The organism is Pseudomonas sp. Irchel s3f7 (assembly GCF_900187615.1).
Taxonomy (GTDB): domain Bacteria; phylum Pseudomonadota; class Gammaproteobacteria; order Pseudomonadales; family Pseudomonadaceae; genus Aquipseudomonas.
The window spans coordinates 124184-146457 of record NZ_FYDO01000017.1; the positions used below are offsets into that span (position 1 = coordinate 124184).

At 60.2% G+C, this 22274-nt stretch carries 20 protein-coding genes; 5 read left to right on the forward strand and 15 right to left on the reverse strand.

Annotated features, from left to right (window positions below):
• Positions 1–2 precede the first annotated feature (2 nt).
• From CKW19_RS16515 to zwf, 4 genes are all read right to left on the reverse strand, one after another.
• Positions 3–728: an intradiol ring-cleavage dioxygenase gene (locus CKW19_RS16515; RefSeq protein WP_095058803.1), complete on the reverse strand. Its 726-nt coding sequence runs from the start codon at positions 726–728 to the stop codon at positions 3–5.
• A gap of 265 nt (positions 729–993) precedes the next feature.
• The gene (locus tag CKW19_RS16520) at positions 994–1659 is read right to left on the reverse strand and encodes a bifunctional 4-hydroxy-2-oxoglutarate aldolase/2-dehydro-3-deoxy-phosphogluconate aldolase (protein WP_095058804.1); all 666 of its coding nucleotides are present in this window, start codon (positions 1657–1659) and stop codon (positions 994–996) included.
• 17 nt (positions 1660–1676) lie between these two features.
• Positions 1677–2390: a 6-phosphogluconolactonase gene (gene pgl, locus CKW19_RS16525; RefSeq protein ID WP_095058805.1), complete on the reverse strand. Its 714-nt coding sequence runs from the start codon at positions 2388–2390 to the stop codon at positions 1677–1679.
• Positions 2377–3846, reverse strand: coding sequence for a glucose-6-phosphate dehydrogenase (gene zwf, locus CKW19_RS16530; RefSeq protein WP_095058806.1), 1470 nt, complete (start codon positions 3844–3846; stop codon positions 2377–2379). The genes pgl and zwf overlap by 14 nt, the downstream gene beginning before the upstream one ends.
• A 228-nt stretch (positions 3847–4074) precedes the next feature.
• Between zwf and CKW19_RS16535 the strand changes: the two genes are divergently transcribed.
• A complete protein-coding gene (locus CKW19_RS16535; RefSeq protein WP_177408821.1) occupies positions 4075–4935 on the forward strand; it encodes a MurR/RpiR family transcriptional regulator in 861 nt (286 codons plus the stop codon).
• A gap of 151 nt (positions 4936–5086) precedes the next feature.
• Here CKW19_RS16535 and CKW19_RS16540 read toward each other — a convergent pair whose 3' ends face one another.
• The 11 genes from CKW19_RS16540 to edd form a co-directional block, all read right to left on the reverse strand.
• On the reverse strand, positions 5087–5941 hold the full coding sequence (locus CKW19_RS16540; protein WP_095058807.1) for a D-hexose-6-phosphate mutarotase: 855 nt from the start codon (positions 5939–5941) through the stop codon (positions 5087–5089).
• A gap of 125 nt (positions 5942–6066) precedes the next feature.
• Positions 6067–7413 (reverse strand): carbohydrate porin, encoded by a 1347-nt coding sequence (locus CKW19_RS16545; RefSeq protein ID WP_095058808.1) that lies wholly within the window; start codon positions 7411–7413, stop codon positions 6067–6069.
• 195 nt (positions 7414–7608) lie between these two features.
• Positions 7609–8769, reverse strand: coding sequence for an ABC transporter ATP-binding protein (locus CKW19_RS16550; RefSeq protein WP_095058809.1), 1161 nt, complete (start codon positions 8767–8769; stop codon positions 7609–7611).
• A gap of 3 nt (positions 8770–8772) precedes the next feature.
• Complete coding sequence (locus tag CKW19_RS16555; RefSeq protein WP_095058810.1) at positions 8773–9618, reverse strand: carbohydrate ABC transporter permease; 846 nt, start codon at positions 9616–9618, stop codon at positions 8773–8775.
• Positions 9611–10519 (reverse strand): carbohydrate ABC transporter permease, encoded by a 909-nt coding sequence (locus tag CKW19_RS16560; RefSeq protein ID WP_008032969.1) that lies wholly within the window; start codon positions 10517–10519, stop codon positions 9611–9613. Before CKW19_RS16560 ends, CKW19_RS16555 begins: the two co-directional genes overlap by 8 nt.
• 166 nt (positions 10520–10685) lie before the next feature.
• On the reverse strand, positions 10686–11984 hold the full coding sequence (locus CKW19_RS16565) for an ABC transporter substrate-binding protein (RefSeq protein ID WP_095058811.1): 1299 nt from the start codon (positions 11982–11984) through the stop codon (positions 10686–10688).
• 118 nt (positions 11985–12102) lie between these two features.
• Positions 12103–13362 carry an AGE family epimerase/isomerase gene (locus CKW19_RS16570; protein WP_095058812.1) on the reverse strand — a complete coding sequence of 420 codons (1260 nt, stop codon included), beginning with the start codon at positions 13360–13362 and terminating at the stop codon, positions 12103–12105.
• A 220-nt stretch (positions 13363–13582) separates the two neighbouring features.
• Entirely contained in the window at positions 13583–15052 is a 1470-nt protein-coding gene (locus CKW19_RS16575) for an ATP-binding protein (RefSeq protein ID WP_095058813.1), read from the reverse strand.
• Positions 15042–15773, reverse strand: a complete 732-nt coding sequence (locus CKW19_RS16580) for a response regulator (RefSeq protein ID WP_095058814.1) — start codon at positions 15771–15773, stop codon at positions 15042–15044. The genes CKW19_RS16575 and CKW19_RS16580 overlap by 11 nt, the downstream gene beginning before the upstream one ends.
• A 173-nt stretch (positions 15774–15946) precedes the next feature.
• Entirely contained in the window at positions 15947–16897 is a 951-nt protein-coding gene (locus CKW19_RS16585) for a glucokinase (protein WP_095058815.1), read from the reverse strand.
• The gene (gene edd, locus CKW19_RS16590; protein ID WP_095058816.1) at positions 16894–18720 is read right to left on the reverse strand and encodes a phosphogluconate dehydratase; all 1827 of its coding nucleotides are present in this window, start codon (positions 18718–18720) and stop codon (positions 16894–16896) included. Before edd ends, CKW19_RS16585 begins: the two co-directional genes overlap by 4 nt.
• A gap of 220 nt (positions 18721–18940) precedes the next feature.
• On the opposite strand from edd, the gene gap reads away from it, so the two are divergent.
• The 4 genes from gap to CKW19_RS16610 all read left to right on the forward strand — a co-directional run bounded on the left by gap (position 18941) and on the right by CKW19_RS16610 (position 22225).
• The gene (gene gap / locus CKW19_RS16595) at positions 18941–19942 is read left to right on the forward strand and encodes a type I glyceraldehyde-3-phosphate dehydrogenase (protein ID WP_095058817.1); all 1002 of its coding nucleotides are present in this window, start codon (positions 18941–18943) and stop codon (positions 19940–19942) included.
• Positions 19943–20077: 135 nt separating this feature from the next.
• Positions 20078–20542, forward strand: a complete 465-nt coding sequence (locus CKW19_RS16600) for a methylglyoxal synthase (RefSeq protein WP_095058818.1) — start codon at positions 20078–20080, stop codon at positions 20540–20542.
• A gap of 77 nt (positions 20543–20619) precedes the next feature.
• Positions 20620–21138: an RNA polymerase sigma factor gene (locus tag CKW19_RS16605; RefSeq protein WP_095058819.1), complete on the forward strand. Its 519-nt coding sequence runs from the start codon at positions 20620–20622 to the stop codon at positions 21136–21138.
• Between the two features lie 121 nt (positions 21139–21259).
• Positions 21260–22225 (forward strand): FecR domain-containing protein, encoded by a 966-nt coding sequence (locus tag CKW19_RS16610; RefSeq protein WP_095058820.1) that lies wholly within the window; start codon positions 21260–21262, stop codon positions 22223–22225.
• The last annotated feature ends 49 nt before the right edge of the window (positions 22226–22274 follow it).

The window sequence follows — 22274 nt, forward strand, 5'->3', positions numbered from 1 at the left end:
CGTCAGACGGTGTACTTGTCGAAGTCTTCAGGCTTGATCTGTGTCGACGCCGCGAAGGTGTCGATGCCGATGGTCATCTGCCCGAAGAACCCGTCTTCATTCGAATCCCGTCCCAGTGTGTGCACGTTCAGGGTCGAGGCATCACCGCCCATGGTGGTGTAGAAAAAATCCTCGGGATTGGTCAGTCGCACTGTGCTGCGCCGTTCGTACTGACGGGAGCAGAGCACCGCACGCGAAGCGACTTCAGGCAGGTAAAGCTGCCCGACCCAGGCGACATGCCGCTCCTCCAGATAATTGTTGCCCGAGGTAATGCGCACGGCGACGTGAATGTGCAGCGCACGTCCGGCGTAGAACCCTGGATAGATGGTGGTGAAACGCACGATGCCCGATTTGTCGCTGAACTGCGCACCGCGCAGGTAGGTGTCGTCGTCGGTCCGGGCGATTGCGCCGATGTCGGCGGAATCGACCTCAACGTCCGGATTGACTTTGCTCCAGCCCGAATAGGCGCCGCGCGCATTGCAGTGCCAGATGTCCACCAGAGCATCCGGGACGGGTTCACCGGTCATGGCATCGACGATGGTCAGCCGCAGCACCAGCGGAATGCCGTCGGCGCCTTCGCTGATGTTCCTGCGGATCAGTTTCGGGTTGCGGAAATACGGGCCGGCAATTTGCTCGGGGGACAACAGGCAAACGGGGCTTGCGGGTGCAACTGAGGTATGGGCGTCCATGACGTTCTCTCTTCCATAAGATGAACGCAGGCTAGCATCGGTCGATTTTCAGGATGCGGTAACTATGTATCGCATGATGTCGATGATTTCATGCAAGGAGCTGCCGCAGGCCGCGATCTTCTTCGGCTCTGGACACATTTTCCGAGAAGCAAAAGATCGCAGCCTTCGGCAGCTCCTGCGTTTTCCTTCAGGCAAAAAAAAACGGTGCACCGACCAAGCGCACCGTAAAGCCGTAGAACACACAACGAAGTGTCGGGTGAAGCAATCAGTCCAGCAGCGCCAAAGCCTCGGCGGTGCACTCCTGAATGCGGGCCCAGTCGCCGTTCTTGATCCACTCCGGATCAAGCATCCAGCTACCGCCCACGCACATGACGTTTTTCAACGCCATGTAGCTCTTGATGTTGGCAGGACCGACGCCGCCGGTCGGGCAGAATTTCACTTCGCCGAACGGGCCGCCCAATGCCTTGATGGCCGCGACGCCGCCGCTGACTTCAGCCGGGAACAGCTTGAAACGGCGATAACCCAGGCCGTAGCCTTCCATGATGCCCGAGGCATTGCTGATGCCTGGCAACAGCGGAATCGGGCTGGCAACGCTGGCTTCCAGCAAGTCGCGAGTGATGCCCGGCGTGACGATGAACTGCGATCCTGCCGCTTCGGCCGCTGCCAGCATGGTGCGGTCGAGCACGGTGCCGGCACCGGTCATCAGCTCCGGGCGCTGCTCACGCAGGATCTGGATCGCCTTGAGGCCGAACTGCGAACGCAGGGTCACTTCCAGGGCCGTCAGCCCACCGGCCGCGAGGGCATCGGCCAGCGGCAGAACGTCCTGCTCGCGGGCGATGGTGATCACCGGCAGGATCCGCGCCTTGGCGCAAAGGCTGTCGATCAGGGCAACTTTATCCGCCATGGAAACGGTCGGGGATGGGTTTGTCATAGCGGCTGTTCCTTGGCTCATGGGCACCAGTAAATCTCTAACGTAGGTTGCAGAAACGCGCGAATCGGCATTGCGGCGACATCGTCACCGGCCAGTGCGGTACTCAGGGTGGTCAGCTTGGACTGACCGGAAATCGACAGGACTTTGTGCTTGGCCGAGGCCAGCAGTGCACGGCTCATGGTCAGGCGCTGATGCGGCACGGTCGGCGCCAGCATCGGCCAGCAGCGACGTATGCCATCGGCCTGCAAGGCCTCGGCAAGGTTCGGGCTATTGGGAAACAGCGAGGCGGTGTGACCGTCATCACCCATGCCCAGCACCAGAACGTCGATCACCGGCAGTTCGGAAAGCAGACGATCAGCCTGCTCGGCCGCCTGTTCCAGGTTGGCGCTGGCGCTGTACAGACTCAAAAACTGAGCCTTGGCCGCCGGGCCTTGCAACAGATAGCGCTTGATCAGGCCGGCATTGCTGTCGGCATGCTCGACCGGCACCCAACGCTCATCGGCCAGGCTGATGACCACGTTCGACCAGTCCAGCCTTTGCTTGGCCAGGTGCTGGAAAAACGCCACCGGGCTGCGGCCACCGGACACCACCAGGGTCGCCGAGCCTTGGGCCTCAATGGCATCGCTCAATTGCTTGGCCACGTTCAGCGCCAAACCTTCGGCCAGCAACACCGCGCTCTTGAACGCATTCGCGCTGACGCCCTGCGGCAGTTTCAAATCAGATATCGCCATACCACGACCTCCCGTCCCGCGTGATCAGAGCAATGGAGCTCATCGGCCCCCAGGACCCGGCCGCGTACGGCTTGGGCGCATCACCGGACTTTTTCCACCCGGCGATCAACTGGTCACACCACTTCCACGCGGCTTCGATTTCATCTTTACGGACAAACAGGTTCTGATTGCCGCGCATCACTTCCAGCAACAACCGCTCGTAGGCATCGGGAATCCGTGCGCTGCGCCAGGTGTCGGAAAAATTCAGCTGCAACGGACCGCTGCGCAGCTGCATGCCTTTGTCCAGGCCTTGCTCTTTGGTCATCACGCGCAAGGAAATGCCTTCGTCCGGTTGCAGGCGGATAATCAGCTTGTTGCTGATTTGCAGGCGCTGCTCGGGAGCGAAAATGTAGTGCGACGGTTCCTTGAAGTGGATGACGATCTGCGACAACTTCTGCGGCATGCGCTTGCCGGTTCGCAGGTAAAACGGCACGCCGGCCCAGCGCCAGTTACGGATGTCGGCACGCAGGGCGACGAAGGTTTCGGTGTCGCTCTGGGTGTTGGAATTCGGCTCTTCCAGATAACCCGGCACCGGCTTGCCTTCGCTGTAACCGGCAATGTACTGGCCGCGCACCACCTGAGTGGTCAGGCCTTCCGGGCTGATCGGCGCCAGGGCCTTGAGCACTTTGACTTTCTCGTCGCGGATGCTGTCGGCGGACAGGTCAGCCGGTGGGTCCATGGCGATCAGGCAGAGCAATTGCAGCAGGTGATTCTGGATCATGTCCCGCAGCTGACCGGCCTTGTCGAAGTAGCCCCAACGGCCTTCGATCCCGACCTTCTCGGCGACGGTGATTTCCACGTGGGAAATGTAGTTCTGGTTCCACTGGGTTTCGAACAGGCTGTTGGCGAAACGCAGCGCGATCAGGTTCTGGACGGTTTCTTTACCCAGATAGTGGTCGATGCGGTAAGTGCGGTTTTCCGGGAAGAACTGCGCGACGGCATCGTTGACCTTACGCGAGGATTCCAGGTCCGAACCGATGGGTTTTTCCAGCACCACGCGGGTGTTTTCCGCCAGGCCGACTTTCGCCAGGTTCTCGCAGATCGCGCCGTAGACCGCTGCCGGGGTAGCAAAGTAAGCAATGACTCGCTGTGCGCTGCCAGCCGCCTCCGCCAGGGCCACATAATCATCCGCTTTGAGGAAGTCGACGTGCAAATAGCTCAGGCGCGCCAGAAACCGCTCGAGCACGGCTTCGTCCAGCTCTTTGGCGCCCACGTAGCGACGCAGCTCGGAAGCGATGAACGCCAGGTGTTCCGGCTCGCTGCCCGCTTCACGGGCCAGCCCGATGATTCGCGTGTCCTCGTGCAAGAGGCCTGCACCATCGAGTTGATAGAGGGCAGGAAACAGCTTGCGCAAGGCGAGATCGCCAAGGGCGCCGAACAAGGCAAAGGTGCACGGTTCAACCGTAATCGAGAGCATGATGTTTGTTCTTTTATCAAGTTAAGCTACAAATACCTTTTTTCAAGGCATCACTCAAGGGAAAATGTAGTAATAACCACAACATTTTCGCAAAATACAGATTCCGAGTGGTGGTCGGTCGGAGCCATCAGTAGGATAGGCCACCGTTACGGGCCTCAACAAAGGCCCTTTTTGCATTAGCCGCGCGCCTATCGGCACCGGTGAATCAAGGAAATCCATATGGACCGCGTGCGAAATTTACTGGAACAGATCCAGAATCGCCTTGAAGACCTGAACAAGGCCGAACGCAAAGTCGCCGAGGTGATCCTGCTCAACCCGCAGCAGGCCACCCGCTTCAGCATCGCCGCCCTCGCCCAGGCTGCTTCGGTCAGCGAGCCGACGGTCAACCGTTTCTGCCGTTCATTCGGCGTCAGCGGCTATCCCGAACTCAAGTTGCAACTGGCCCAAAGTCTGGCCAGCGGCGCTGCTTACGTCAGCCGTGCTGTTGAGGCCGACGATAATCCCGAGGCCTACACGCAGAAGATCTTCGGCAGCGCCATTGCGTCGCTGGACAGTGCTTGCCAGGCCCTCGACCCGAACCTGATCAGCCGCGCCGTCGATCTGTTGATCCAGGCCCGGCAGATCCACTTCTTCGGCCTCGGCGCCTCGGCCCCGGTGGCGCTGGATGCACAGCACAAGTTCTTCCGCTTCAATCTCGCTGTCACCGCCCATGCCGACGTGCTGATGCAGCGCATGATTGCTTCGGTGGCGCACACCGGCGAATTGTTCGTGATCATCTCCTACACCGGCCGTACCCGCGAACTGGTGGAAGTGGCGCGCATCGCTCGAGAGAACGGCGCTTCGGTTCTCGGCCTGACTGCCGAAAACTCGCCACTGGCCAAGGCCAGCACCCTGAGCCTGAACATTCCGCTGCCGGAAGACACCGACATCTACATGCCGATGACCTCGCGGATCATTCAACTGACCGTGCTCGATGTGCTGGCGACCGGCATGACGCTGCGCCGGGGCGTGGATTTCCAGCCACATTTACGCAAGATCAAAGAGAGCTTGAATGCGAGCCGGTATCCGGTGGGTGATGAGTTCAATTGAAACCGGCTTGAATCTGCATTGAAGAACCGGCCTCTTCGCTGGCAAGCCAGCTCCTACAAAGTTTGTGTCGAGTACAAAAAAGCGACCGACCGCGAACCTGTAAGAGCTGGCTTGCCAGCGAAAGCGTCATCCGCAACACCTTGCCTTTTCGCTAAGCCCCCACCCGCGCCTGCAAACTCAAATGCGCCCGTTCCCCAGGCTTCAGGCACAGGCTGTCGGTGCCGCCGCTTGCGGCTTCCACGCAAACGAATTCGGATATCTCGTTCCAGGTCACGCCGAGCAACGGTCGCGAACCCGGATGCCAGACCACCGTATCCGCCGTCTCACCCGTATCGATGCACAACGCCCGGTCCCAGGCATGGTCGTTCAGCTGTAACTCGCCGTCATGCTGGAACACCCGCTGGCACCCGCCATCAACGCGTAACTCACCTTCCTGCTGACAAACCTGCCGACTCAATTGGTCGTAACCCTGCGCGCCTTCGAGCCCAGACAGCGCTATCTCACTGACATCGCCAATACGCCAGTAAGCATGCAAAGCCTGGCTCAACTGGCACGGCATGTCGTCCTGATGTTCGGTGCTCAGGCGCAGATCCATGCTTTCGCCCAAGTGCGCGTGCAGGTCAACTTGCCAGTCGCACAACTTCAGCTGCCAGTGCAGATGCACGCCATCGTCGTCATGGCTGCTGTCGAGCAGTTTCCAGTCGAGCAATCGCGCCCAGCCATGGGACGGCCAGGCATTCTCACTCGGATGCCGGCCATACCACGGCCAACACACGGGCACGCCACCGCGAATCGCACCGACCTGCGGCCACTTCGCCGCACACCACAGCCACGGTTTCTGGCCTTGAGGCTGGAAGTGCAGCAACTGCGCACCCTGCCGACTGAACACCGCCTGACACAGCGGATGATCGATCACCAGCACATCGCGCATCTGATAGCGCTCCCACGCAAACACCGGACGCTCGCGCAAGGATTTGAAGAAGCGTTGTAGCGGATGCTCAAGCATGGACTACGGTCCTGAAAAACATGGGGGAACTCATCTCTCTAAACAGCTTGTCGCTGCAAAAAAAAGCGGACAGCCATGGCTGTCCGCAAACATGCGCACATAGAGAGGAGCTTATCGCAGACGCTTCAGAACACCGACTGAATTTTCAGGCCAGCTACCAGCGCGTCATCGACTTCATTCACACCACCAGGGTGAGTGACGTATTGCAGGTTGGGACGTACGGTCAGCCAGTTGGTCACGTGGAAACCGTAGTTGAGTTCATAGTTGTACTCGGTGTCGCGCAGAGGTGAGAACAGTGGATCGCTGTAGTCGCTGACACCATTGGCGGCGTTGGTCAGTTCAGCGTTTTTCTTCACGTCTTCGTTGACATGGATACGAGCAAAACCGATACCGACGTCATCTTTTGGACGTGCATCGAACGGGCCCTTGTACACAAACATCAGCGACTGGTAGTTGTCGACGATGTTGGTGTCCTTGTCGTGGAACGTAGCGTTGGCGGCAATGTTCAGACCGCGGCTGGCGTCGCCGTTATGGCTGGTGAGTTGCTGCTGCGCAACGAACCAGTAGCCGTGCTTGCTGCTGTGGCTGCGATAGGCGTTGCCGCTGGTGGCGGCATCATCGCCATTGTCGTCTTCGCGAACGTCATCGGCGCTGGCCGTGCTTTTGTAGTAACCGACACGGTATTCGCCCGGCAAGGTGTTGACCTTCGGCGACCAGACCAGCTCAACCGGCAGGACGGTGCCTTCGGTGCCGCTACCGCTGAGCTTGAAGCCGTTGCCGTGTTCCAGTTGCGACGGGTTCTGGTTGTACGCACCGATCTGAGCGTAGAGCTCGTCATTGATGTTGTACTTCACGCGAATCGCGGCCTGCATGACCGGCCAGTTGTACCAGATGTTGGTGGCCCAGTTGCCCACCTGGGAGCCGCAGAACGCCAGGTTCTGGAATTCGCACGGGAAGGTGTTGAAGTCTTCGCCTTCACCGAAGTAACCGGCCTTGACGTCCAGCTTGTTGTCGAAGAACTGGTGCTGGATCCACAACTGGGTCAGACGGACCATATGACCACGACCGTAGACTTCTTGAGACGAACTCAAGGTGCCGGCACGCGGGTCGCCGATACGGTCGTTGGAGATGTTCTCGCCGTTACGGTTGGTGAGCTGGATCTTGGCCTGGGTGTTGTCCCAGCCGAACAGTTTTTCCAGGTCCAGCGCCGCGCCCAGGCCAAACTGGTCGGCGTAGCGTGCGGTCTTGTCATCGTTGAAACCGCCATGGAGGTTAGCGCCGACTTCACCGACGTAATCCATCTTGATGTCGATGCCTTGCTCGATCAGCTTGGTGCGCGCGCCACCCCAGTCACCCGTCATCCACTTGGAGTCGGAGCTGAACGCTTCATCGGCCATCGCGTTGCCGGCCAGCACCAGTACTGCCGCTGCTGAAACCTGGCAGATCAACCGGGCGTTGTTCTTCACTTTCATCCCTACATCCTCGTTTTATTGTTATTAACTTTTCTTTTTTTTAACGCGGTTACATCCGGTGCAATGCGCGACAGGCCGCGCATTGCGAATCCCCCTGCAGGAGCCGGCTTGCTGGCGATGGCAATCGGACTGTCGACATCAATGTTGAATGTCAGACCGCAATCGCCAGCAAGCCGGCTCCTACCGTTTTGATCTTCAGCGGCCTTTGAATTGGGCGACGTTGTCAGCGTGCAATTCGGTTTTCGCTACTCCAGCAACCCCCAGACGCTCACCCGTTTTGGCATCGAACAGCAGCACTTTCGCCGGATCGAATTGCAAGGTCAGGGTCTCGCCCACCTGCGGCGCCACGTCCGGAGCCAGGCGACAGCAGACCTTGGTGTCGTTGAGGTTGACGAACACCAGGGTGTCGGGACCGGTCGGTTCGGTGACCTGGACTTCGGCGCGAATGGTCGGCAAACCATTGGCTTCGCCGTTCGCCAGAACGATCTGCTCCGGACGCATGCCAAGGATCACTTCGCGGTCTTCGAGACCGGCGTCCTGCATGCCCAGCGGCAACTCGCAACGGGCCTGGCCGCTGTCGAGAAGTGCCAGCAGACGACCGTCCCTGCGCTGCAAACGCAGGGGGATGAAGTTCATCGGTGGCGAGCCGATGAAGCTCGCCACGAACAGGTTGGCCGGATCGTTGTAGATCTGCTTCGGCGTACCGAACTGCTGGATGATCCCGTCCTTCATCACTGCCACTTTGTCGCCCAGGGTCATGGCTTCGATCTGGTCGTGGGTCACGTAGACCGTGGTGGTTTTCAGGCGCTGGTGCATCAGTTTCATTTCGGTGCGCATCTCGACCCGCAGCTTGGCGTCGAGGTTGGACAGCGGTTCGTCAAACAGATAAATCTTCGGCCGACGCGCCAGGGCACGGCCCATCGCCACACGCTGTTGCTGACCACCGGAGAGTTGGCCCGGCTTGCGGCTGAGCAGGTGTTCGATCTGCAACAGTTTGGAAACCCGTGCGACTTCTTCGTCGATGTCCGCGGTCGGCATTTTGCGAATCTTCAGGCCGAAGGCGATGTTGTCGCGCACGCTCATCGTCGGGTACAGCGCGTAGGACTGGAACACCATGGCGATATCGCGATCTTTCGGGCTCATGCCGCTGATGTCGGCGTCGTCCACCAGAATTGCGCCGCCGCTGATGGTTTCCAGGCCCGCGATGCAATTCATCAACGTCGACTTGCCGCAGCCCGACGGGCCGACCAGGATCAGGAATTCCCCGTCATTGATCTTAAGTTCGATGTTTTTGAGGGTGTCCGGCAAACCGGCGCCGTAGGTCTTGTTGACGTTGCGTAATTCGAGAGTTGCCATGTTCTACCCCTTGACCGCGCCGGACGTCAGCCCACGCAGGAAATACTTGCCAGCGAATATGTAGACCAGCAGTGTCGGCAGCCCGGCGATCATCGCGGCAGCCATATCAACGTTGTATTCCTTGGCCCCGGTGCTGGTGTTGACCAGGTTGTTCAGGGCCACGGTAATTGGCTGGGCATCGCCACTGGCGAAGACCACGCCGAACAGAAAGTCATTCCAGATCTGGGTGAACTGCCAGATCAGGCAAACCATCACGATCGGGATCGACATCGGCAGCAGGATCTTCCCGAAGATCGTGAAGAAGCCCGCGCCATCGAGCCGCGCAGCCTTGACCAGCGCATCCGGAATGCTCACGTAGTAGTTGCGGAAGAACAGCGTGGTAAACGCCAGGCCGTAGACCACGTGCACCAGCACCAGGCCAGTGGTGGTGTTGGCGAGACCGAACTTGCCAAGGGTGAACGAGGCCGGCAGCAGCACGGTCTGGAACGGCAGGAAGCAACCGAACAGCAGCAAACCGAAGAACAGTTGCGAACCACGGAAGCGCCACATCGACAATACGTAGCCGTTCATGGCGCCGACGAAGGTTGAAATCAGCACCGCCGGTACGGTGATTTTCACCGAGTTCCAGAAGTAGCCGCCGACCACGTCCCAGGCCTTGATCCAGCCGATGCCGTCGATCACGGTCGGCCAGCTCAGCAGGTTGCCGGTGCGAATGTCTTCCGGGGATTTGAAGCTGGTCAGCAGCATCACGATCAGCGGGATCAGGTACACCGCGGCTGCCAAAATCAGGGTGGCGTAGATCGCGATGCGGCTGAAGCTGACACCACGCTTTGCGAATTGATCAGTCATGGCGTTTGCCTCGCAGCTCGGAGTACAGGTACGGCACGAGGATGGTCAGCACGGCACCGAGCATGAGCATGGCGCTCGCCGAACCGATGCCCATCTGGCCACGGCTGAAAGTGAAGGAGTACATGAACATCGCCGGCAGGTCGGACGAGTAACCCGGACCGCCCGCCGTCATCGCTGCGACCAGGTCGAAGCTCTTGATTGCGATGTGCGCGAGGATCATGAAGGCGCTGAAGAACACCGGGCGCAGGCTCGGCAACACGATCTTCAGGTAGATGGTCGGCAGGCTCGCCCCGTCGACTTGCGCGGCACGGATGATCGACTGATCGACACCGCGCAGGCCGGCGAGGAACATCGCCATGACAAACCCGGAGGCCTGCCATACGGCAGCGATCACCAGGCAGTAGACGACGCGATCCTGATCCACCAGCCAGTCGAGACGGAAGCCTTCCCAGCCCCAGTCACGCAGCATTTTGTCCAGGCCCAGGCCAGGATTGAGCAGCCATTTCCACGCCGTACCGGTGACGATCATCGACAGCGCCATCGGGTACAGGTAGACGGTGCGGATGAAGCCTTCCTTGCGGATGCGCTGGTCCAGCAGCACCGCGAGGAACACGCCCAACACCAGGCTGATGCCGATGAACATGCCGCCGAACAGCGCGAGGTTCTTGCTCGCGACCCACCAGCGGTCGTTGTCCATCAGCCGCATGTATTGCTGCAGGCCGACCCACTTGTAGCTCGGCATGAAGCTGGAGTTGGTGAAGGACAGAATGAACGTCCAGATGATGTAACCGTAGAAACCAACCAACACGATCAGCATGCTCGGCGCGAGTACCAACTTGGGTAACCAGCGTTGCAGCGCATCGAACGGTGAGGCTTTGCTGAAAACCGCCACAGAGCTCATCGGGATAATCCAGTGTTAGAAATGAAGATCAAACCTGTAGGAGCCGGCTTGCTGGCGAACCAGACGACGCGGTGTGTCAGGCACACAGCTTTCGCCAGCAAGCCGGCTCCTACAGTTGGCAGATCATCGATAGATGCCGCAGGCCTGGCCTGCGGCGGCCGTGGTATTACTGGGCAGCTTTGACAGCCGACGCCAGTTGGGCGCTGGCCTTGGCCGGGTCAGCATCCTTGTCGTTCATGAAATTGGTGACCACGTCGAAAATCGCGCCCTGCACCGCCAGCGAAGTGGCCATGTTGTGCGCCATGCTCGGTTGCAGGCCGCCGGACTTGTCGTCCGCGATGAAGTCGTTCGCCGACTTCTGGGCGCACTCGTCGAAGCCGAGCTTGTCCATTTCCTTCAGCATGTCGTTGCGCACCGGGATCGAACCCTTGTTCATGCTGAAGACTTTCTGGAAGTCGGTACCCAATGCGACCTTGGCCAGGTCTTGCTGGGCAGCGATGTCGCCTTTGCGATCAGCCTTGAGCTTGAACACCGCAAGGGAGTCGATGTTGTAGGTGAAGGCTTTTTCGGTGCCCGGGAACGGCACGCACTGGTAGTCCTTGCCCGGGACTTTCTTCGCGGCGGTCCACTCGCTTTTCGCCCAGTCGCCCATCATCTGCATGCCGGCCTTGCCGTTGATGACCTCGGCAGCCGCGATGTTCCAGTCACGACCGGCACGGTTCGGGTCCATGTAGGTGGTGATTTTTTTCAGCTCGGCGAACGACTGGGTCATCTGCGGGCCGGACAGGGTTTTCTGATCCAGGTCGACCAGGGCTTTCTTGTAGCCATCGACACCCATGACCGACAACACGATGTCTTCAAACACGGTGCTGTCCTGCCAAGGCTGACCGCCGTGGGCGAGCGCGATGAAGCCGGCGGCTTTCAGCTTGTCGCCGGCGGCATAGAATTCTTCGAGGGTGGTCGGGGCTTTTTCGATCCCGGCTTTCTTGAACACTTGCGGGTTGATCCACAGCCAGTTCACGCGGTGAATGTTCACCGGCACGGCCACGTAATCGCCTTCGTACTTCACGGTGTCGGAGACTTTCTTCGACAGCAGACCGTCCCAGTTTTCCGCTTTGGAAACGTCTTTCAACGCGTCGGTGCTGAGCAGGCCAGTGCTGCCCCACTCCTGGATGTCCGGACCTTTGATTTGTGCAACGCCCGGCGGGTTACCGGCCACGGCGCGGCTCTTGAGCACGGTCATGGCCGTGGAACCGCCACCGCCGGCGACTGCGCCATCCTTCCAGGTGAAGCCGTCTTTTTCGACTTGGGCCTTCAGGACATCAACCGCTGCTTTCTCACCACCGGACGTCCACCAATGCACAACTTCCACGGAACCTTTGGATTCGGCGGCCAGGACACTGAGAGGGAGCGCAGACAGGGAAGCGAGAGAAATGACAGTAGCGAGGCGAGAAATCGCATTCATCTAGGAGTACCTTTCTTGTTGTTATGCATTGCAAGTCTGGTGCTTGCGCTGCATAGGATTCTAAACAGGGGATATCCCTTCGCAGGTAACGAAGGGACGTGCGAATGTCACCGCATGGTTACATAGAAGCGCTCTGGGACGACTTCGCCAGCGCGCTGGCCATGCTCGGCGCCAACGGCAGGCGCGGAATCAGCACGGCTTGCCAGGCGTGATAAAGGTCCGGTTTTCCGGCCCATATGTCGGCGCTCGGGCGGTTCAAGGGATCGAGTTCATGGTGCCAACTGCCCTCGCAACGGTCGATGAAATGACTGTCACAGAATTCCCAGAATAGCCGGTACCAATGTTCGTACTGCGCGTCGCCGGTGCGCTTGAGCAAAGCGCTGGCGGCGGCGCTGGCTTCGCAATGAGTCCAGTGCAGACGATGGCGAACCACCGCCCGATTGGCCCAATCGAGGGTGTAGACAATGCCCGGCGCGCCATCGACGTCCCAACCGTGACGGCAGTTGTGCTCAAAGAGTTTTTGCGCGTCGGTGACCAGCCAGCCCGGCGTGAGCATGCCGGCTCGTACCCGTGAAGCTTCGAGGTGCAGCACCAGCCGTGCCCATTCGAAACCATGGCCCGGCGTGGTGCCGTAAGGACGGAACCCGTCAGCCGGGTTGTCATGGTTGTACTCGCGCAGCGGCTGCCAGTCGCGGTCAAAATGCTCGATCACCAGGTAGTCGTTGGCGGCGGCGTGATTGTGGATCACCCGTTCGACGATGCGTTGGGCGCGACCCAACCAGCGGTTGTCGTCGGTGACATCGGCCAGGGCGAGGAAGGCTTCGGTGGCGTGCATGTTGCTGTTGGCGCCGCGATAGGCTTCTTCGCAGCTCCAGTCGCGGTTGAAGGATTCGCGCATGGCGCCCTCCTCCTCGCTCCAGAAATACGTGTCGATTATGTCAATCGCATCATCGAGCAAGGCCTGCGCGCCGGGGCGTTGCGCGACCACCGCAGAACTGGCGGCCAGCGCGACGAAAGCGTGCAGATAGGCGTTCTTGCCGGTGTTGCCATCGCGATGCTCGGCGCTCGCGAACCAGCCACCGTGCACGGCATCGCGCAGTGGTCCGCGCAAGGCATGGATGCCGTGATCGACCAGTTCGGCAAAACCCGGCAGCCCTTGAATGTGAGCCATTGCAAAGCTGTGGGTCATGCGTGCGGTGTTCATGGTTTCGGCTTGGGCGCCGGCCGGCAGATGGCCGCGCTCGTCGAGATTGCCGAAGCCTTGAGGTAACTTTGAGGCCTTGGCAAATGCCAGGAGTCGCAGGCCTTCAGCGGCAAGCCATTGCTGATGGGCGGGTGCATTCAGCCAACTGCTGAAGGCGGGTTGATCGGAGTCCATGGGGTGCCTTTTTTGTTGTTATGACTGAGGGGCAGCATAAACAACGGACGAAGACGGGCTTGTAACGAAGGGGGTGGGTTATGTCACCGAGCTGTGACATTTGGATGGTGAGTGATGTTTGTGGCGAGGGAGCTTGCTCCCGCTGGGGTGCGAAGCGCCCCCAAAAGAGGGACCGCTGCGCAGTCTAGCGGGAGCAAGCTCCCTCGCCACAGGGTCGATGTCAATCCGCCGAGCGCGGCAGCTGCAACGTCACCCGCAACCCACCTTCACGCAAATTCTGCAAAGTGACCTCACCACCATGGCTGTGGGCAATGTTGCGCGCAATCCCCAGCCCCAACCCATAACCCTGCTGCTGCCCGGCCAGGCGGAAGTGCGGTTCGAAGACTTGCTCCAGCCGCTGCTCCGGAACCCCCGGTCCTTCGTCGTCGACATGCAGCACAAACGCGCTGTCGTCGTCATCAATGTGCAGGTGAGCGTTCTGTCCGTACTTCAGTGCGTTGTCGATCAGGTTGCCGATGCAACGCTTGAGCGCCAGCGGCTTGCCGGGATACGCGGCCAGTGCACGTCCCTGCTGGGTCACGCGACCGTTGCCGTTGGGCGCCAGGTACGGTTCCACCAGACAGTCGAGTACGTGATTGAGATCCACCGGCTCGATGTTTTCGTGGATGTCGGTGTCTTTCACGCATTGCAGCGCGCCTTTGACCAACAACTCCAGCTCATCCAGATCGCGGCCGAACTTGGTTTGCAGCGTCTCGTCTTCGAGCAGTTCAACCCGCAAACGCAAGCGGGTGATCGGTGTGCGCAAGTCGTGGGAAATCGCGCTGAATAACTGGCTGCGCTCGGTCAGGTAGCGGCTGATGCGTTCGCGCATGGTGTTGAATGCGCGTCCGACTTCGACGACTTCGCTGCCACCGCCCTCGGCCACCGGCTCGACATCGGCGCCCAATGACAGATCCCGCGCAGCCCGCGCCAGGCGCTTGAGCGGACGACTCTGCCAATGCACCAGCAGGCCGATGAACAGCAACAGAAAACTGCTGGTCAGCACGATGAACCAGACTTGCTGTGCGGGCAGACCTTGCTCTTCAAGACTGGTGTAGGGCTCGGGCAACAGCGAGGCGATGTACAGCCATTCACCCGGAGCCATCTGGATCTGCGTGACCAGCACCGGTGGGTTCACTGGTTCCAGGGTCAACGCATAGTGCGCCCAGGAACGCGGCAGCTCATCGAGCTTGAGGCCGCCGTTGAAAATCCGCAGGTCCTCGGGGCTGACGAAGGTCACCGAGATATCCGTGTCGTGACCGAGGGAGTCACGCAGCACTTGGTCCACCGCGTTGATCACCGCCGCTTTGCGCGGGGTCACCGGCAACACTTCCATGCCCAGGGGTTTGTCGTTGAGCGTGACCACGAACCGGGTGCCGCCCATGCTGCGCAACTGATCCAGCACCAGCGGTCGATACGCCACCGGCAACGAACGGAAATAACTGACGCTGGCCGTCATCGAATGGGCGAGGCTGCGGGCGCTGGTGACCAGGCCCTCCAGTTGTGTGGCGCGCAGTTGCGAGACCCAGATCACGCTCGACAACGCCTGGGCGAACAGCACCGCGAGCAGCGTCAAGAGCAACATCCGCCCCAGCAGCGAACGCGGCACCGGCACCCTGGCGGCGAGTTTGCGAAGAGACTCAGTGACCATTGCCGGCAACCACGTTGGCAGCCAGTTGGTAGCCGCTGCCGCGCACGGTGCGGATCAGCCGTGGCGGTTTTTCGGTGTCGCGCAGACGTTGCCGCAAACGGCTGACCGCCATGTCGACGATGCGGTCGAGTGGCATCAGGTCCCGCCCACGGGTGGCGTTGCCGATGGTGTCACGGTCGAGGATTTGCTGCGGGTGATCGAGAAAGAGTTTGAGCAGGGCGAAATCGGCACCGGAGAGAATCACCTCCTCGCCGTCGGTGTGGAACAGCCGATGGCTGACCATGTCCAGGCGCCAGTCATCGAAGGCCAGCACTTCACCGCCGCTGCGCTCCTGACCGAACTGCGCGCGACGCAGCAACGCCTTGATCCGCGCCTGCAATTCACGCGGGCTGAACGGTTTGCCGAGGTAGTCGTCGGCCCCAAGTTCAAGACCGATCACCCGGTCAGCTTCATCGGAGCTGGCGGTGAGCATGATGATCGGCACTTGCGCCCGGCGTGGGTGCTGACGAATCCAGCGACACAAACTGAAACCGTCTTCGTCCGGCAGCATCACATCAAGGATCACCAGATCGCTCGGTGCCTCGTTCAGGGCCTGGCGAAAACCGGCGCCATCGGGCGTGGTCCGCACCTGAAACCCGGCGCGGGTCAGGTAGGTGTCCAGCAACTCGCGTATCTCTTGATCGTCATCGACCAACAAAATCGACTTGTTGACTGAGCTCACGGGGCGGCGTCCTTGTTGTTTGAATTGGGCGGATTATGCCTGATGCACCTTGAATAGTTGTTGCCTGTCCTGGCCCCATCGCTGGCAAGCCAGCTCCTACAGAGTTCGTGCCAAACGCAAGAACACCACAAACCTGTAGGAGCTGGCTTGCCAGCGATGAAGGCGACTCGTTCTCAAGCCTGTTCGAGCGCTACACCGGCACCAACAAGACCCGAATACGGCGCCGTCACCAGCCACACCGGAATGCCCTTGAAATAATCGCTCATGCAACCCTTGTCAGCGAAGCAGCGGGCGAAACCGCTTTCAAGGAAGAAATCGGCAAACCGCGGAATCACCCCGCCCACGATATACACGCCACCGCGCCCACCGCTGGTCAGCACGTTGTTGCCCGCCACGCGACCGAGCCAGCAGCAGAATTGCTCAAGCACTTCCAGGGCAATCGGATCGCCTGCCAAACCGGCAGCGGTAATCGCTTCCGGCGTTTCGAGCACCGGCGTGTGACCGTCCACCGCGCAAATGGCTCGATAGAGGCGCGGCAGGCCGCCGCCGCTCAACGCGGTTTCGGCGCTGACATGGCCGATCTCGTTGAAGATGTGCTGCCAGAGTTGGGTTTCACGCGGGCTGCTCAATGGCAGATCGACGTGACCGCCCTCACCCGGCAGCGCGGCAAACCGCCCTTCGCCCAGATCGAGCAAAGTGCCGACGCCCAGGCCAGTGCCCGGCCCGATCACCACCGCCGGGCGCAACGGCTCGGGCGTACCGTCGCAGACCACGCGGAATTCGCCGGGCTGCAAACGGGTCATGCCCAACGCCATGGCCGAGAAGTCGTTGACCAGCAACAGCTGATCGACCTGCAAGGTCTGGCAGAAGCCCTTGCGGCTCAGGCGCCAGTGATTGTTGGTGAACTTGAATTCGTCGCCGCTGACGGGCCCGGCCACCGACAGGCAGACCGAACCGATTGAACCCGGCGCCAGACCGAGCCCGCTCAGATAGAGACTTATCGCCTCTTCCGGGCTGGAAAAATCGGCCGTTGCCAGCACCTGGACCGATTCCAGCTGCTGGTTTTTCCACAACGCGAAACGTGCGTTGGTCCCACCGATGTCACCGACCAAAGCCAGTTTCAATTAAGCGTCTCCAGGGCAGAAGTAAAGGCGCTGGCGCCCTGCTCCGCCGAGCTGAAGGCCATGCGCATGAATCCAAACAGTTCGCGACCGGTGCCGATGTTGTTGCCCAACAGGCCTTTGGCCGGCGTGCGCGCTGCAAATTCTTCGGCGTCCACCTTAAGCTCCAGGGTGCCTTTGACGCCATCGACGCGGATGATATCGCCCTCTTGCACCCGGGCCAAAGCGCCACCGACATAAGCTTCGGGGCTGACGTGAATCGCCGCAGGGATTTTCCCCGATGCGCCGGACATGCGCCCGTCGGTGACCAGTGCGACTTTAAAGCCGCGATCCTGCAGCACACCGAGAAACGGCGTCATCTTGTGCAGTTCCGGCATGCCGTTGGAACGCGGGCCCTGGAAGCGCATCACTGCGACGAAATCCTTCTCCAGCAAGCCGGCCTTGAACGCATCCGCCAGGTCTTGCTGATCCTGGAACACCATGGCCGGTGCTTCGACGATCTGGTTTTCCACGGCCACGGCGGAGACTTTCATCACGCCACGACCGAGGTTGCCTTCCATCACGCGCAAGCCGCCCTCTGCCGAGAATGCACGTGCGACCGGACGCAGGATGCTTTCATCAAGGCTGTCGGTCACGCCTTCGCGCCAAACCAGTTCGCCGTTATCGAGGAACGGTTCCATGGTGTAACGACTCAGGCCATGGCCGAGCACGGTGTTGACGTTTTCGTGGAGCAGCCCGGCTTCCAGCAGTTCGCGGATCAGGAACGACATGCCGCCCGCCGCCTGGAAGTGGTTGATATCAGCCTTGCCGTTCGGGTAGACGTGGCTCAGGGTCGGCACCACCTCGGAGAGGTCGGCCATGTCCTGCCAGGTCAGTTGAATACCCGCCGCCATGGCGATGGCCGGCATGTGCAAGGTGTGGTTGGTCGAGCCGCCGGTGGCATGCAGGGCCACGATGGAGTTGACCAGCGAGCGCTCGTCGACGATTTCGCCGATCGGCATGTAGTCGCCATTTTGCTTGGTCAGGCGCGTGACCTGATGCGCGGCTTCGCGGGTCAGGGCATCGCGCAGCGGCGTGTTCGGGTTGACGAAAGAAGCGCCTGGCAAGTGCAGGCCCATGACTTCCATCAGCAACTGGTTGGTGTTGGCGGTGCCGTAGAAGGTGCAGGTGCCGGGGCTGTGGTAGGAATTCATTTCCGACTCCAGCAGCTCTTCGCGGCTGGCCTTGCCTTCGGCATAGCGCTGGCGCACATCGGCTTTCTGCTTGTTGGAAATGCCGGAGACCATCGGCCCGCCCGGCACGAAGATCATCGGCAGATGACCAAAACGCAGCGCCCCCATCATCAAGCCCGGCACGATCTTGTCGCAGATGCCGAGCATCAGCGCGCCGTCGAACATGTTGTGGGACAGCGCCACCGCTGTGGACAGCGCGATCACTTCACGGCTCGGCAGGCTCAGTTCCATGCCCGGTTCACCCTGGGTCACGCCATCGCACATGGCTGGCGTGCCACCGGCGAACTGGCCGACGGAGCCGATCTCGCGCAGGGCTTTTTTGATCTGTTCAGGGAAGACTTCGTACGGCTGGTGCGCCGAGAGCATGTCGTTATATGACGAAACAATCGCAATGTTCGCGGAGTTCATCATCCGCAGGCTGTTCTTGTCGTCGCTGCCGCACCCGGCCACGCCGTGGGCGAAGTTGGCGCATTGCAGTTTGCCGCGCATCGGACCGTCGCTGGCCGCACCGCGAATCAATGCAAGGTAAGCCTCACGCGTGGCGCGGCTGCGGGCGATAAGCCGTTCGGTGACCTCAAGGACGCGGGGATGCATGTGTAGAACTCCAGGCTAACGGATGTGGCGACCTGATTGTCTATGCTGATCAAAGACCGGTGTCGATGGGATGACAGACGGTTTTCTTGATCGGTCGGACCAGTTGGTTCAGGTCACTCGTTGTAGATTGAACAAAATATTGCCATTAAAAAGGCTTGTTTTCTATTTTTTTGCGAATAATCTTGTAATTCCAACAACAAAACGACGGTAGCGCAGACAAATGACTCTTCGAATCGCAATCAATGGCTTTGGCCGCATCGGCCGTAACGTACTGCGCGCACTCTATACACAGGGCTACCGTCAGGATCTGCAGATCGTCGCCATCAATGACTTGGGCGACAGTGCAATGAACGCACACTTGCTCAAGTACGACACCGTTCACGGCACGTTCGACGCCGATGTCTTGCACGATCAGGAAAGCCTGACCGTCAACGGTGACCGTATTGCGGTCAGCGCCATCCGCAACCCGGCCGACCTGCCCTGGGCCGCGGAAAAAATTGATGTCGTATTCGAATGCACCGGCCTGTTCACCGACCGGGCCAAAGCCGCCGCGCATATTACGGCGGGTGCACGAAAAGTCATTATCTCAGCGCCAGCCAAAGGTGCCGACGCCACGGTGGTGTATGGCGTGAACCACGACATTCTGCGCCAGTCGCACCAGATTATTTCCAATGCTTCGTGCACCACCAACTGCCTGGCGCCGGTGGCCCAGGTGCTGCACCGGGAGTTGGGCATCGAAAGCGGTTTGATGACTACGATCCACGCCTACACCAACGACCAGAACCTGACTGACGTCTACCACACCGACCCGTACCGCGCCCGCTCGGCCACCCAGAACATGATCCCGAGCAAGACCGGTGCTGCCGAAGCGGTCGGCCTGGTGCTGCCGGAACTGGCGGGCAAGCTCACTGGCATGGCGGTGCGCGTTCCGGTGATCAACGTGTCACTGGTGGACTTGACCGTGCAGGTGAAAAAAGACGCCAGCGCCGAGGAAGTCAACGCGCTGATGAAAGAAGCCAGCCAGCATTCGAAAATCCTCGGCTACAACACCCTGCCGCTGGTTTCCAGCGACTTCAATCACAACCCGCTGTCGTCGATCTTCGACGCCAACCACACCAAATCCAGCGGCAAGTTGCTCAAGGTGCTGGCCTGGTACGACAACGAATGGGGCTTCTCCAACCGCATGCTCGATAACTGCCTGGCGCTGTGCAACGCGGAATAATTCTGCGTCTGCAAAATTGCTATCGCCAGCAAGCCGGCTCCTACAACAATCGTGTACGACTCAACCTTGTAGGAGCCGGCTTGCTGGCGATGGCGTCCTCCGAATCACCCTCGCAAATCGCCTGTGGAACCATCCATGATCGGTATCAGCTTTACGCAAAAGAACCTGACGGCGCGCAAGCGTATCGCCCTGGTTGCCCACGACCACTGCAAGGTGTTTTTGCTCGACTGGGCCGCGCGGCACAAAGACACACTGGCGCAACACAACCTGGTCGCCACCGGCACCACCGGGTTGTTGTTGCAACAACGTCTCGACCTGCCGGTGGAAAGCATGATCAGCGGCCCATTGGGCGGTGATCAGCAGCTCGGCGCGCAAATCGCCGAGCAACGGGTCGACATGCTGGTGTTTTTCTGGGACCCCTTCGAACCGCAACCACACGACCCGGACATCAAGGCGTTGCTGCGGGTTGCTGCGGTCTGGAACATCCCGGTGGCCTGCAATGAATGCAGCGCCGATTACCTGCTCAGCAGCCCGATGATGGATCAGGCGCATGCGCATCGGATTCCGGATTACGCGACTTATTTGCAAGCCCGGGTGTAATCCTTCACAAATCAGTACTTGACCATTTGAGCGGATGATAAGCATTATCATTCGCTTGAAATGGATCAGGTCCTCCCGTGAGTCAATCGCGCTTCAACGACGTCTTCATCACCCAGCGGGTCTCTCTGCTGCGCACGCTGGAGCGGATGGTCAACAATCACAGCACCGCCGAAGACCTCCTGCAGGAAACCTACCTGCGGGTGACCCGGGCGCTCAGTGAGCGGACCATCGATCATCTCGAACCCTTCGTGTTCCAGACGGCCCGTAACCTGGCGCTGGACCACTTGCGCGCGCGGCGTATTCATTCGCGCACGATGGTCGACGACGTTCCGCAAGAGGTCATGCACAGCGTCGCCGCCCCTACCAGCAGCGCCGAAGATGCTGCCCATGCCGAACAATTACTGGAGCGCCTGAACGTGAGCCTCGGTGAACTCAGCAGCCGACAGCAGCGGATTTTCATCCTCAGTCGCCTGCACGGGCACAGCTATCAGGAAATCGCCGACGAACTGAGCATGTCCCTCAGCACGGTTCAGAAAGAACTCAAATTGATCATGTCGATCTGCATCGGTGTCGCCGACCGGCTAAACGCCGATTGAGGCCGTTAGACTTTTTTCAAAGCCTCATCGACTGCGCTGATCATCGGCCTTTGCTACCCTTGGCCCACTTTTTACGCTTCACTAAAAAAACAGTCGTGCACAGACACGCCGAGGAAACACCGTGACGGACAACCACCGCTCCCCTGCGCCTTCACCGGCACAGGACGCCGCCACTGCAATGGACCAGGCCCTGGACTGGCTCATCGTGCTCGGCTGTCCTGATGAGGAGCAGAGCCGTCAATTCCACGCATGGCTCGACGCCGACCCGCTGAACGCCCAGGCGTTCGCCAAGGCCCAGGCGATCTGGGACGGTCCGCAAGTGGCGCAGAGCGCGCAAAGCCTGGCGGCGCGTCCGCCGAAAATCACCGTGCTCACGCGCCTGCGTCCGCACTGGAAACCGCTGGCCACCGCCGCCGTGCTGATCCTCGGACTGTTCAGCTTCAGCAACCTGCCGATGCGCCTGCAAGCCGATCACCTGACCGTGGTCGGCGAGCGCCAGCGTCTGCAACTGGAGGACGGTTCCAAAGTCCTGCTCAACACCAACTCGGCGTTTTCCAGCACCATCAACGACCAACAGCGCGTGGCTCGGCTGTATCAGGGCGAGGCGTTTTTCGAAGTGCAAGCCAATCGCGGCCAGCCATTGGAAATCGACGCCGGCCCGGTCAAGGCCAGTGTCCGCGATACTGCGTTTGCCGTGCGCTACCTCGACGGCGTGGCGCAGGTGCGGGTGCAGCGCGGCAACGTCGACTTGCGCGCCACCCGCAATGACGCGCGGGTGCGCTTGTCCGCCGGGGAAAGTATCCGCATCGGTCCCAACGGGTTCGACCGCCCGGCCAAACTCGATGCTGCCACCGACCTGGCGTGGGTCCAGGGACGGCTGGTGTTCGAAAACTGCCCGTTGAACCAGGTGCTGGCGGAGCTTCGTCGGTATTACCCGGGCTGGATCATCAACAACAACGAGCAACTGGCCGATATCACCGTGACTGGCAACTATCGCCTCGACCAACCGCTGGACGTGGTTCGGTCCCTCGCCCACATCACCTCGGCACGGCTCCAGGAATTCCCGGTGCTGGTCATCCTGAACTGAATGAGAATTATTTTTACTCGATAGCCAAATCCCGTACGTCTCGTTATAG

Coding starts and splice junctions, on each gene's coding strand:
- CKW19_RS16555 (WP_095058810.1), bottom strand. CDS start 9,618: ATGACTGATCAATTCGCAAAGCGTGGTGTCAGCTTCAGCCGCATCGCG.
- gap (WP_095058817.1), top strand. CDS start 18,941: ATGACTCTTCGAATCGCAATCAATGGCTTTGGCCGCATCGGCCGTAAC.
- CKW19_RS16565 (WP_095058811.1), bottom strand. CDS start 11,984: ATGAATGCGATTTCTCGCCTCGCTACTGTCATTTCTCTCGCTTCCCTG.
- CKW19_RS16515 (WP_095058803.1), bottom strand. CDS start 728: ATGGACGCCCATACCTCAGTTGCACCCGCAAGCCCCGTTTGCCTGTTG.
- CKW19_RS16575 (WP_095058813.1), bottom strand. CDS start 15,052: ATGGTCACTGAGTCTCTTCGCAAACTCGCCGCCAGGGTGCCGGTGCCG.
- CKW19_RS16545 (WP_095058808.1), bottom strand. CDS start 7,413: ATGAAAGTGAAGAACAACGCCCGGTTGATCTGCCAGGTTTCAGCAGCG.
- CKW19_RS16520 (WP_095058804.1), bottom strand. CDS start 1,659: ATGACAAACCCATCCCCGACCGTTTCCATGGCGGATAAAGTTGCCCTG.
- edd (WP_095058816.1), bottom strand. CDS start 18,720: ATGCATCCCCGCGTCCTTGAGGTCACCGAACGGCTTATCGCCCGCAGC.
- zwf (WP_095058806.1), bottom strand. CDS start 3,846: ATGCTCTCGATTACGGTTGAACCGTGCACCTTTGCCTTGTTCGGCGCC.
- CKW19_RS16560 (WP_008032969.1), bottom strand. CDS start 10,519: ATGAGCTCTGTGGCGGTTTTCAGCAAAGCCTCACCGTTCGATGCGCTG.
- pgl (WP_095058805.1), bottom strand. CDS start 2,390: ATGGCGATATCTGATTTGAAACTGCCGCAGGGCGTCAGCGCGAATGCG.
- CKW19_RS16540 (WP_095058807.1), bottom strand. CDS start 5,941: ATGCTTGAGCATCCGCTACAACGCTTCTTCAAATCCTTGCGCGAGCGT.
- CKW19_RS16570 (WP_095058812.1), bottom strand. CDS start 13,362: ATGGACTCCGATCAACCCGCCTTCAGCAGTTGGCTGAATGCACCCGCC.
- CKW19_RS16550 (WP_095058809.1), bottom strand. CDS start 8,769: ATGGCAACTCTCGAATTACGCAACGTCAACAAGACCTACGGCGCCGGT.
- CKW19_RS16600 (WP_095058818.1), top strand. CDS start 20,078: ATGATCGGTATCAGCTTTACGCAAAAGAACCTGACGGCGCGCAAGCGT.